The following is a 10643-nucleotide window of genomic DNA, read 5'->3' as shown; positions in this document are numbered from 1 at the left end:
GAGGGCCCCCTGGTCCTCACGGCCCCCGACGGCGGCAGGGCGAAGCTCGCGGAGTACGGCATCACGACGGCTCCGGACCCGCTGGCCTGACGCCGGGCCGAGCCCCACGCCCGCCGGTCGGAGGCCGGCGTCGAGGATTGGTCGACTGGACGGTCATCACGACCGACGGCACCTGGTCCTCCCACTGGGAGCACTCGGTGGCCCTGACCTCGGAGGGCCCCCTGGTCCTCACGGCCCCCGACGGCGGCAGGGCGAAGCTCGCGGAGTACGGCATCACGACGGCTCCGGACCCGCTGGCCTGACGCCGGCCGGCCCGCTGTCCTGAACTCGCGGCGTAACGATCTGTCCCGTTGGGCAGACTTCCACGATTCGTGTTTCCGGGTGCGCTGACGTAGACTGACTCGTCGGCTCCCGTGTATCCGCATGTCCGCGTGCGCCCGTAAGGGAAAGTGGGGGAGTCGATCAAGGTAGTCGATTCGAAGGGCGAAGCGTGGCCAAGAAGCAAGGTGCCATCGAGATCGAGGGCACTGTCGTCGAGTCTCTGCCGAACGCCATGTTCAAGGTCGAGCTCCAGAACGGCCACCAGGTCCTGGCACACATCAGCGGCAAGATGCGTATGCACTACATCCGCATCCTCCCTGACGACCGGGTCGTGGTGGAGTTGTCTCCGTACGACCTGACGCGTGGCCGGATCGTCTACCGCTACAAGTAGATCTTGCCCACGTCCCGTGTGAGCGGGACCGCCGGCAACTGACCCGGAGAACCTCACACCCATGAAGGTCAAGCCGAGCGTCAAGAAGATCTGCGACAAGTGCAGGGTGATCCGCCGTCACGGTCGGGTCATGGTCATCTGCGAGAACCCGCGCCACAAGCAGCGCCAGGGCTGACGCAGGACCGATCCCTCTGCTCGATTCGCAGAGATTCGCGCGACGCAAGCTGAATATGTTCATACGCAGAACCCAGGCGAGCGATCGTCTGACACCCCCGGCTCGGAGGCCGGGGACCCAGTTCGTACCTCGTACGGCGACTGGGAGCCGGTTCTGCGGAAGACCTCCGAAGATCACCAGGAGCCATTGAATGGCACGCGTTTCCGGTGTTGACATCCCGCGCGAAAAGCGCGTGGAGGTCGCCCTCACCTACGTGTTCGGCATCGGCCGGACCCTCTCGAAGGAGACGCTGGCTGCGACCGGCGTCGACCCGAACACCCGCGTTCGTGACCTGAGCGAAGAGCAGCTGGTCGCGATCCGCGAGTACGTCGACAACAACATCAAGACCGAGGGTGACCTCCGTCGCGAGATCCAGGCCGACATCCGCCGCAAGGTCGAGATCGGTTGCTACCAGGGTCTGCGTCACCGTCGCGGTCTGCCCGTCCGCGGTCAGCGCACCAGCACCAACGCTCGTACCCGCAAGGGCCCGCGTCGCGCCATCGCCGGCAAGAAGAAGCCGGGCAAGAAGTAGTCCGCAGCGGATACCTGTCCACGGTCTTCGCTGTAGGACCGACCACCTCCCGTAGGAGTTTGTAGATGCCCCCCAAGGGTCGTCAGGGCGCTGCCAAGAAGGTGCGCCGCAAGGAAAAGAAGAACGTCGCTCACGGCCACGCGCACATCAAGAGCACGTTCAACAACACGATCGTCTCCATCACGGACCCGTCCGGCAACGTGATCTCCTGGGCCTCCGCCGGCCACGTCGGCTTCAAGGGCTCCCGGAAGTCCACGCCGTTCGCCGCGCAGATGGCCGCCGAGTCGGCTGCCCGCCGCGCCCAGGAGCACGGCATGCGCAAGGTCGACGTGTTCGTGAAGGGCCCGGGTTCCGGTCGTGAGACCGCGATCCGTTCCCTGCAGGCCACGGGCCTCGAGGTCGGCTCCATCCAGGACGTCACCCCGACCCCGCACAACGGCTGCCGTCCGCCGAAGCGTCGTCGCGTCTGACCTCGCTCCGACAGGGCATTGCGGGCGGTACGGCTCCACCAGGGGCCGTATCGCCCGTACCCTTGCAGTACCCGCACCTTTCACGGGCGCGGTATCCGTCGGACGTCAAATAGCGGGCGTCCACGAAAGAAGGATCTGATCCACACATGCTGATCGCTCAGCGTCCCTCGTTGACCGAAGAGGTCGTCGACGAGTTCCGCTCCCGGTTCGTGATCGAGCCGCTGGAGCCGGGCTTCGGCTACACCCTCGGCAACTCTCTTCGCCGTACGCTCCTCTCCTCGATCCCGGGTGCGGCGGTCACGTCCATCCGTATCGACGGTGTCCTGCACGAGTTCACCACCGTGCCGGGCGTCAAGGAGGACGTCACCGACCTGATCCTCAACATCAAGCAGCTGGTCGTCTCCTCGGAGCACGACGAGCCGGTCGTGATGTACCTGCGCAAGCAGGGTCCGGGTCTGGTCACCGCCGCCGACATCGCGCCCCCGGCCGGTGTCGAGGTGCACAACCCCGAACTGGTCCTCGCCACGCTCAACGGCAAGGGCAAGCTGGAGATGGAGCTGACGGTCGAGCGCGGCCGCGGTTATGTCTCCGCCGTGCAGAACAAGCAGGTGGGCCAGGAGATCGGCCGTATCCCGGTCGACTCCATCTACAGCCCGGTGCTCAAGGTCACGTACAAGGTCGAGGCGACGCGTGTCGAGCAGCGCACCGACTTCGACAAGCTGATCGTCGACGTCGAGACCAAGCAGGCGATGCGTCCCCGTGACGCCATGGCCTCCGCGGGCAAGACCCTGGTCGAGCTGTTCGGTCTCGCCCGCGAGCTGAACATCGACGCCGAGGGCATCGACATGGGCCCGTCCCCGACGGACGCCGCCCTTGCCGCGGACCTCGCTCTGCCGATCGAGGAGCTGGAGCTCACCGTTCGGTCCTACAACTGCCTCAAGCGTGAGGGCATCCACTCCGTGGGTGAGCTCGTTGCCCGCTCCGAGGCCGACCTCCTCGACATTCGCAACTTCGGTGCGAAGTCGATCGACGAGGTCAAGGCGAAGCTGGCCGGCATGGGCCTGGCCCTGAAGGACAGCCCGCCCGGATTCGACCCCACCGCTGCGGCGGACGCGTTCGGCGCGGACGACGACGCGGATGCGGGCTTCGTGGAGACCGAGCAGTACTGAGCGCTCCGCGAGGAGGGCCGTACTGTGGCTGCGGGCCGGTTGTGGCCGGTCGCGCAGTTCCCCGCGCCCCTCGGGGCGCGGACCCTCCGGGTGTCTGAAGAGGCACCCGGATCTTCGACGGGCAACCGCCCGCTCGGATACTGACCCCGGTACCTGACACGGCCGGGGCAGACACACAGGAGAAGAACCATGCCGAAGCCCACCAAGGGTGCCCGTCTGGGCGGCAGCGCCGCGCACGAGAAGCTGCTCCTCGCGAACCTCGCGAAGTCGCTGTTCGAGCACGGCCGTATCACCACCACCGAGGCGAAGGCCCGCCGCCTGCGCCCGTACGCCGAGCGTCTGGTCACCAAGGCGAAGAAGGGCGACCTTCACAACCGCCGTCAGGTGCTCCAGGTGATCACGGACAAGAGCATCGTGCACACGCTCTTCACCGAGATCGGCCCGCGCTACGAGAACCGTCCGGGTGGCTACACCCGCATCACCAAGATCGGTAACCGCCGTGGCGACAACGCGCCCATGGCTGTCATCGAGCTGGTCGAGGCGCTGACGGTGCAGCAGAAGGCCGTGGGTGAGGCCGAGGCCGCCACCAAGCGTGCGGTCAAGGAGGCCGACGAGGCCAAGGTCGAGGAGACCAAGGCCGACGAGGTCGTCGAGGACGCCGCTCCGGTCGAGGCCGCTGCCGAGGAGTCCAAGGACGCCTGAGGCTCTGCCTTGCGGTGAACGGGTCCGCCCCTTGGGGGGCGGGCCCGTTCCGCGTTTCCTGAGAGGATCCAGGGGTGAGTGACGAAGTACAGCCCGGCCACGTCCGTATCCGCCTCGACCTGTCCTACGACGGCTCGGACTTCCACGGCTGGGCCAAGCAGGCCGGCGGCAGGCGGACCGTGCAGGGGGAGATCGAGGACGCGCTGCGCACGGTGACCCGCTCGGGAGGCACGACGTACGAGCTGACCGTCGCCGGGCGGACCGACGCCGGAGTGCACGCCCGGGGTCAGGTCGCGCATGTCGATCTGCCCGAGCAGGTCTGGCGCGAGCATCACGAGAAGCTGCTCAAGCGGCTCGCCGGGCGGCTGCCCAAGGACGTACGGGTGTGGGCCCTCAGGGAGGCGCCCAGTGGCTTCAACGCCCGTTTCTCGGCGGTCTGGCGGCGCTATGCCTACCGGGTCACCGACAACCCCGGCGGTGTCGACCCGCTGCTGCGGGGCCATGTCCTGTGGCACGACTGGCCGCTCGACGTGGACGCCATGAACGAGGCCGCCCGGCGGCTCCTCGGGGAGCACGACTTCGCCGCCTACTGCAAGAAGCGCGAGGGCGCGACCACGATCCGTACGCTGCAGGAGCTGAGCCTGGTGCGCGGGGGCGACGGGATCATCACCGCCACCGTCCGGGCCGACGCCTTCTGCCACAACATGGTGCGCTCGCTGATCGGGGCGCTGCTGTTCGTGGGGGACGGGCACCGGGCGCCCGACTGGCCGGGGAAGGTGCTCGCGGCGGGGGTCCGGGACTCGGCGGTGCATGTCGTACGGCCGCACGGGCTGACCCTGGAAGAGGTCGGCTATCCCGCCGACGAACTGCTGGCCGCGCGGAACAAGGAGGCGCGGAACAAGCGGACGCTGAGCGGGGCGCGGGGCTGTGAGATCTGTTAGTTACCTGTATTTTACAAGAAGATAACGGACATATAGAGACTTACCCAGCGTAAGTCACTTGTCGCCTCTTACGTCGTTCTTACCGTTCGGTTAGTCTTGCCCGGTGCGACCCCATGTTCGATTCGGGGTCGTTTTTGGTGGGGGTAACACGGGTCGTCGGACCCGGAGGGTAGGAATGTCATCCATTGACTCTGCCCGCATGGCCGACGCGGCCGGCGCTGGGGGGCGCAGGGCCGCACGGCACGGAGGACGGCGTGGCGGTGCCGAGGGGGCACCGCTCGGGCTGCTGCCCGCGCCTCCCTCGCATGCGGAGAAGTACTCGTATGTCAAGCGGCGCCTGTGGGTGCTGACGTTGGCGTCGATCGTCAGCTTCGGCTGTCTGACCGTCAGCCAGGTCGCGCTCGCCAAGGCCTCGCCGCTCACCTGGATCTTTGCGCCGCCGCTGTTCTTCACGGTCGTCTACTACCTGGTCTCGCTGCGCGTCAACGGCTTCACCAGGGACTTCGACTTCGACCACCACCAGCGGCTGGTGCGTGGCTGGCGGCCCGCGGTCTACCCGAGCGTCGATGTCTTCCTGCCCGTGTGCGGGGAGCCGATCGAGGTGCTGCACAACACCTGGGCCCATGTGCGGCAGCTGGCCGACCGGTACCCGGGGACGTGTGTGCCCTTCGTGCTGGACGACGGTGCCAGCCCCGAACTGGAGGCGATGGCCCGCGACTTCGGCTTCCGCTACGGGGTCCGGGAGAACCGCGGCTGGTTCAAGAAGGCCGGCAATCTGCACTTCGGGTTCGACCAGTCCGACGGCAAGTACGTCCTCATCCTCGACGCCGACTTCACGCCGCGCTCCGACCTTCTGGAGGAGCTGCTGCCGTACATGGAGGCGGACGAGCGCATCGGTATCGTGCAGTCCCCGCAGTACTTCCGGGTCCTCGACTCGCAGAACTGGATCGAGCGGGGCGCGGGCGCGGTCCAGGAGCTCTTCTACCGGTCCGTGCAGGTGTCCCGGCAGAACAGCGACGGGGCGATCTGCGTGGGCTCCTGCGCCATCTACCGGCGGGCGGCCCTGGAGACCAACGGCGGTACGACCCTCATCGAGCACTCCGAGGACGTGCACACCGGATTCGATCTGCGCGGGCTCGGCTGGGACCTGAAGTACGTGCCGGTCGCGCTGTCGACGGGCGTGTGCCCGGACACCGCCGGGGCCTTCTTCAACCAGCAGTACCGCTGGTGCTCGGGCTCGATGTCGCTGCTGGGCAGCAAGAAGTTCTGGGACGCGCAGATACGTTTCTCCAGCCGTCTCTGCTACATGTCCGGCTTCTTCTACTACATCCACACGGCGCTGTTCACCTTCTTCGCGCCGCTCGTGCCCATCGTGCTGCTGCTGACCAGCCCCGAGATGCTCCAGGTCAAGCATCTGGTGTGGGTGCTGCCCAGCATCCTCTACACCACCGTGATCTTCCCGATGTGGCACAAGGCGCCCTACCGGCTGGAGGCCTGGTCGGCGCGGATGATGTACGGCTGGGCCCATGTCTTCGCCATCTGGGACATCCTGCGCAAGCAGCGGATGGGCTGGCAGCCGACCGGCTCCAAGGGCGCCAAGAAGAACAAGACCCGGCGCTTCTGGCTGGGGCTGTGGATCTGGGGCGGCGGGACCGCCGCGGTCTGGGTCGGCGCCGCCGTGTACCGGCTGTTCACCGGCTTCCCGCCGGACTTCGCCCTCGTCCTGTCCTCCGGGCTGTTCTATGCGCTGGTCGTGGCCCGCGCGCTGATCCAGCCCAAGGAACACCGTGTCCTCGCAGGTGACGCAGCATGATCCGAAGATTTCTCCGCCCCTTCGCCCTGGCCCTGCTGACCGCGACGGCAGTCTCCGGCTGCGGTCTGCTCGGGGGCTCCGACGACCCGGCCGCCGACGCCGCCCGCGAGCCGTCCGCCTCCGCGACGGCGCAGCAGCGGCTGCCGTACGACGTCAAGCCGCTGCTGCACCCGAAGAAGGAGTACTTCGGGGTCGCCGTCGACGGCGCGCCCAGCTCCACGAAGCCCGTGGACGCCTTCGCGAAGACCGTCGGCAAGAAGCCGAACATGGTCGGCTCCTACTCCTCCTGGGGCGACGGCTTCAACACGCGGGGCGCGCGGAACGTGTTCGAAGACGGCGGGCTGCTGTATGTGTCCTGGGAGCCGTTCGAGCCCGGGCTCGACAAGATCGCCGACGGGTCGCAGGACGCGTACCTCAACAAGTACGCGAAGAGCGTCCGTGAGACGAACGTCCCCGTCGCGATCAGCTTCGGGCACGAGATGAACGGTCACTGGTACCCGTGGGGGACCAAGGACACCACGGCCGCGACCTTCGTGAAGGCCTGGCGGCACATCCACGACGTCTTCCAGGACGTCGGCGCCACCAACGTGATCTGGGTGTGGAGCCCGAACGTCGTCAACCCGGTCCCGGCCGTGAAGCTGAAGCCGTACTGGCCCGGCGACGCCTACGTCGACTGGGTCGGCATCGTCGGCTACTGGTCCACGACCGGCGCCCACACCTTCGACACCCTCTACGGGCCGACCCGGCGCCAGGTGGCCGCGTTCACCGACAAGCCGGTGCTGATCAGCGAGACCTCGGCGGAGCCGGGGGAGCGGCGGCGCGCCGATGTGCGCGGACTGCTCAAGGGCGTCCAGCAGGACGACGACGTCATCGGCTTCCTGTGGTTCAACATCCCCAAGCGGGCCGACTGGCGCATCCAGAGCAGCCCGCTCGCCCTGGCCGAGTTCAAGCGCCTCATCGCGGACGACGCCTTCGGATTCGAGGTGCCGCGTTCATGAGCACGCCCCCCTACGGGCAGGGCCACCAGCAGTACCCGCCGTACTACGGCGCCCAGCAGTACTACGACGAGCACTACTACGGCGGCGGTCAGCAGCAGACGTACGACCCCCGTGTCTCCTACGCCGCCGACCCCGAGGACCCCGACGCCGACTACTACGTCCCGCACTACACCGTCCTCGACCCCGAGCCGGAGCCCGAGCCCGGCTATGTGCTGCCCGAGGTCCCGGTGTCGGCCTGGTCGGTGGACAACAGCCGCTCGGCGTGGATCAGCCGCGGCGCGCTGCTGCTGATCCTGCTGGTGCAGGCCGGGCTGTCGTACCGGCTCGACGGGAGCGCCTTCGCGCAGGAGGCCAAGTTCCTGCTGTCCGACGGGCCCGTGTCGGGCGTGCTCGCCGGCACCGGTCTCGCCGGGGCCCGGGCGCTGAGCCTGGTCTGGGCCCTGGGGGCGACGGCCCTGGTGTTCGGCGCGACCCGGCTGCTGTTCAACCCGCGCGCCGGTCTCGCGGCCGCCGCCATGTACTCCGTGCTGGAGTCGACCGCCTTCACCGGCCGCTACGCCTCCCTGCACTCCCTGTCGCTGTTCCTGCTCGCGGCGGCCCTGTGGCTGCTGGCCAAGACCAGGCAGGCGGGCCCGGCGGCCGTGCTGCTCGCGGCACCCTTCGCCGCGCTGGCGCCGTTCGCCGCGTACTCGGCCGCGCTGTATCTGCCGACGCTGACCGTGCTCGCCGTACTGACCGCCTACCGCTTCCGCGGCGCCGGTGCGCTCGTGCGCGGCGCGCTGTTCGCGGTGGCCACCGGCGCCCTGTGCTTCGTGGGCGTGACGCTGCACGGCATGCCGCACGGCTGGAACGCACACGCCACGGACGGCCCGGCGGACCTGCTGAAGGACAGCGCCGAGTGGGGCGGACTCGTCCTGCTGGTCGCCGTGATCGGCGCCGTCGGCTACGCCCGGCGGGCCCGCATGGGCGAGATGCCCTGGGCCGAGGGCGAGGCCCCGGGCCCGCTGCGCAGATCGGCCCTGGGCCTGACGATGTGCGCCACCGCTTTGCTCGCCCCGCTCTACCAGGCCTGGCTCGGCAACGGCAGCTCGCTCCACATCCACCTCGGCTTCGGCCTGCTCTTCGCGGTGCCGATGGCGGGCCTGGGCGTCTCACGGATGATGGGCGCCCACTTCCGGTACCCGCAGATCGGCATCATGATCTACGTCGCCGCGCTGGTCGTCGGCATGGCGCAGACCCGCGATCTGTACCGGCCGCCGGACTCGGCCGGCATGATCGGCGCGCTGCGCCCGGTGGTCGACGCCAAGGGCAGCTATCTGACCGACGAGCCGGAGATCTCCGCGTACTACCTACGCGCGCAGACCGAGCCCGGCCAGTGGCACCCGGCACCGCGGGGCACGGCCCTCGCGGCCGCCGTGAAGAAGGGCTCGTACGACGCGATCGTGCTGCGGGCCGCCACCGTGCCCGAGCAGCTGCGCGGCGCCGAGCACTACCGGCTGCTGGCCGTGCTCAGGCCGTCCGGCGAGGACGCCGGGCAGGCGCCGTACCGGATCTGGGTGAAGCGATGACGACGAACACGCAGACGGCACCGGCTCCCGCGGAGCCCGGTGGCCGCCGGGCGAGCAGACGCCGGTCCGGCGGCAAGGGCTCCGCGCTGCTCGTCTTCACGCTGCCCACCCTGCTCGCGCTGGCCTGTGTGCTGCCCGGTCTAGGGCAGCGGCAGCTGTGGCGCGACGAGCACGCCACCTGGTGGGCGTCCACGCTGTCCTGGCACTACCTGGGCCGGCTGATCGACAACATCGACGTCGTCTTCACGCCGTACTACGCGTCCATGCACCTGTGGATCGTGGTGGCCGGCGACTCCCCGGCCGCGCTGCGGCTGCCGGAGGCGCTGGCCATGGGGATCTCGGCCGGTCTGGTCGGGCTGCTCGGGCGGCGGATGTTCGCGGTGCGCACCGGGCTGCTCGCCGGACTGCTGTTCGCGGTGGTCCCGGCGATCACGCGATACGGCCAGGAGACCCGGCCGTACGCCTTCGCCACGCTCTTCGCCCTGCTGGCCACGCTGCTCCTGCTGCGCGTGCTGGACCGGCCGAGCCTGAAGGGCTGGACGCTGTACGCGCTGGCGATCGCGGCCACCGGTTTCGGCCATCTGGTCGCGATGTCGGTGCTCGCCGGGCACCTGGGGCTGGTGATCCTGGCCAGGCGGCGCGGCGACCGCATCGCGCACTACGCCTTCGCGGGCGCCGCGCTGCTCGGCCTGTCGATCACCTTCCCGATGGTGGCGCAGGGCACCGGGCAGAGCGGCCAGATCGCCTGGAACACCACCACGACCCAGGACCTGCTCGACTTCCCGGAGACCCTGTTCGGCTCGTGGATCACGGGCGGCGCGGTCATGGCCGTCGGCGGGCTCGGGCTGCTGCTCGCCCGTCGGTACGCCGTACTGCTCGGGGCCTGGGCGGTACTGCCGCCGGTCCTCACCTTCCTGACCGCCGACCAGCTCCACCTCTTCCTGCCGCGCTATCTCCTGTTCACCATCCCGGCGTGGACGCTGCTGGTGGCCGCGGCCGTCACCCGGCTCGCCGGACGGCTCGACCCGCAGGCCCGCAGGGGCGCGGGAGCGCAGTTCTTCGGCGGGCTCCTGGTGACCGTGGTCGCGGCGGCGTACGCCTTCGTCGCCTGGCCGGGGATCGGTGACGCGAAGAAGGACCTGCCGATGGAGCCGGACTACCGGGCCGCGGCGAACGTCGTCGCGGCGGGGGAGAAGCCGGGCGACGGGATGGTCTTCAACGGCGGGATGTCGGAGCGCCGGGCCATGGCGTACGAACTGCGGGACCGCAAGGCGCCCAGGGACGTGCTCATGGAGTGGACCCCGCAGCAGAACGGCTCGTACGGCGCCAGCGAGTGCAAGCGCCCGGCCCGCTGTCTGAAGGGCGTCGAGCGGCTGTGGCTGATCTCCACGATCAGCGACGGGCGCCCGCTGCTCACCGGCATGGACGAGAAGACGGCGGCCGTGCTGGAGAAGGACTTCGAGACCGTGCGCACGGTCAGGCTGAACCACGTCGTGGTGCGGGTGCTGGACCGCAGGTAGCGGC

The 10643-nt window shown here is 69.1% G+C and carries 11 protein-coding genes and 2 pseudogenes; all 13 read left to right on the top strand.

Annotation, left to right across the window (positions count from 1 at the left end; all coding sequences use genetic code 11):
- A pseudogene (locus tag ACFY1J_RS33500) lies at nucleotides 1–90 on the top strand (type I methionyl aminopeptidase); the annotation flags it as partial.
- 53 nt (nucleotides 91–143) lie between these two features.
- Nucleotides 144–302, top strand: a pseudogene (locus tag ACFY1J_RS33495) (type I methionyl aminopeptidase); the annotation flags it as partial.
- 188 nt (nucleotides 303–490) lie between these two features.
- Nucleotides 491–712, top strand: a complete 222-nt coding sequence (gene infA / locus ACFY1J_RS33490) for a translation initiation factor IF-1 (protein ID WP_003948620.1) — start codon at nucleotides 491–493, stop codon at nucleotides 710–712.
- Between the two features lie 61 nt (nucleotides 713–773).
- Nucleotides 774–887 (top strand): 50S ribosomal protein L36, encoded by a 114-nt coding sequence (rpmJ, locus tag ACFY1J_RS33485; RefSeq protein ID WP_003998809.1) that lies wholly within the window; start codon nucleotides 774–776, stop codon nucleotides 885–887.
- 190 nt (nucleotides 888–1077) lie between these two features.
- Nucleotides 1078–1458, top strand: coding sequence for a 30S ribosomal protein S13 (rpsM, locus tag ACFY1J_RS33480; RefSeq protein WP_009300593.1), 381 nt, complete (start codon nucleotides 1078–1080; stop codon nucleotides 1456–1458).
- Between the two features lie 65 nt (nucleotides 1459–1523).
- Nucleotides 1524–1928 (top strand): 30S ribosomal protein S11, encoded by a 405-nt coding sequence (gene rpsK / locus ACFY1J_RS33475; RefSeq protein WP_003956432.1) that lies wholly within the window; start codon nucleotides 1524–1526, stop codon nucleotides 1926–1928.
- A gap of 146 nt (nucleotides 1929–2074) precedes the next feature.
- Nucleotides 2075–3097 (top strand): DNA-directed RNA polymerase subunit alpha, encoded by a 1023-nt coding sequence (locus ACFY1J_RS33470; protein ID WP_329186516.1) that lies wholly within the window; start codon nucleotides 2075–2077, stop codon nucleotides 3095–3097.
- A 189-nt stretch (nucleotides 3098–3286) separates the two neighbouring features.
- Entirely contained in the window at nucleotides 3287–3799 is a 513-nt protein-coding gene (rplQ, locus tag ACFY1J_RS33465; protein WP_390710225.1) for a 50S ribosomal protein L17, read from the top strand.
- A gap of 74 nt (nucleotides 3800–3873) precedes the next feature.
- Complete coding sequence (truA, locus tag ACFY1J_RS33460) at nucleotides 3874–4740, top strand: tRNA pseudouridine(38-40) synthase TruA (RefSeq protein ID WP_390710224.1); 867 nt, start codon at nucleotides 3874–3876, stop codon at nucleotides 4738–4740.
- 199 nt (nucleotides 4741–4939) lie between these two features.
- Nucleotides 4940–6553, top strand: coding sequence for a glycosyltransferase family 2 protein (locus tag ACFY1J_RS33455; protein WP_390710223.1), 1614 nt, complete (start codon nucleotides 4940–4942; stop codon nucleotides 6551–6553).
- The gene (locus tag ACFY1J_RS33450; protein WP_390732512.1) at nucleotides 6550–7551 is read left to right on the top strand and encodes a glycoside hydrolase family 26 protein; all 1002 of its coding nucleotides are present in this window, start codon (nucleotides 6550–6552) and stop codon (nucleotides 7549–7551) included. The genes ACFY1J_RS33455 and ACFY1J_RS33450 overlap by 4 nt, the downstream gene beginning before the upstream one ends.
- Nucleotides 7548–9119 carry a hypothetical protein gene (locus ACFY1J_RS33445; RefSeq protein WP_390710221.1) on the top strand — a complete coding sequence of 524 codons (1572 nt, stop codon included), beginning with the start codon at nucleotides 7548–7550 and terminating at the stop codon, nucleotides 9117–9119. Before ACFY1J_RS33450 ends, ACFY1J_RS33445 begins: the two co-directional genes overlap by 4 nt.
- Nucleotides 9116–10639 carry a glycosyltransferase family 39 protein gene (locus ACFY1J_RS33440; protein WP_390732511.1) on the top strand — a complete coding sequence of 508 codons (1524 nt, stop codon included), beginning with the start codon at nucleotides 9116–9118 and terminating at the stop codon, nucleotides 10637–10639. The genes ACFY1J_RS33445 and ACFY1J_RS33440 overlap by 4 nt, the downstream gene beginning before the upstream one ends.
- Nucleotides 10640–10643: the final 4 nt, after the last annotated feature.

This window comes from Streptomyces sp. NPDC001406, from assembly GCF_042895285.1.
Classification (GTDB): Bacteria; Actinomycetota; Actinomycetes; order Streptomycetales; family Streptomycetaceae; genus Streptomyces.
Note: the sequence above shows the minus strand (reverse complement) of the source record. Positions and strands in the feature narration are given on the sequence as shown.

Bases quoted from the DNA above. Each gene is read 5' to 3' on its own strand.
- rpmJ (WP_003998809.1), top strand. From the start codon at position 774: ATGAAGGTCAAGCCGAGCGTCAAGAAGATCTGCGACAAGTGCAGGGTG.
- rpsM (WP_009300593.1), top strand. From the start codon at position 1,078: ATGGCACGCGTTTCCGGTGTTGACATCCCGCGCGAAAAGCGCGTGGAG.
- rpsK (WP_003956432.1), top strand. From the start codon at position 1,524: ATGCCCCCCAAGGGTCGTCAGGGCGCTGCCAAGAAGGTGCGCCGCAAG.
- ACFY1J_RS33470 (WP_329186516.1), top strand. From the start codon at position 2,075: ATGCTGATCGCTCAGCGTCCCTCGTTGACCGAAGAGGTCGTCGACGAG.
- rplQ (WP_390710225.1), top strand. From the start codon at position 3,287: ATGCCGAAGCCCACCAAGGGTGCCCGTCTGGGCGGCAGCGCCGCGCAC.
- ACFY1J_RS33455 (WP_390710223.1), top strand. From the start codon at position 4,940: ATGGCCGACGCGGCCGGCGCTGGGGGGCGCAGGGCCGCACGGCACGGA.
- ACFY1J_RS33450 (WP_390732512.1), top strand. From the start codon at position 6,550: ATGATCCGAAGATTTCTCCGCCCCTTCGCCCTGGCCCTGCTGACCGCG.
- ACFY1J_RS33445 (WP_390710221.1), top strand. From the start codon at position 7,548: ATGAGCACGCCCCCCTACGGGCAGGGCCACCAGCAGTACCCGCCGTAC.
- ACFY1J_RS33440 (WP_390732511.1), top strand. From the start codon at position 9,116: ATGACGACGAACACGCAGACGGCACCGGCTCCCGCGGAGCCCGGTGGC.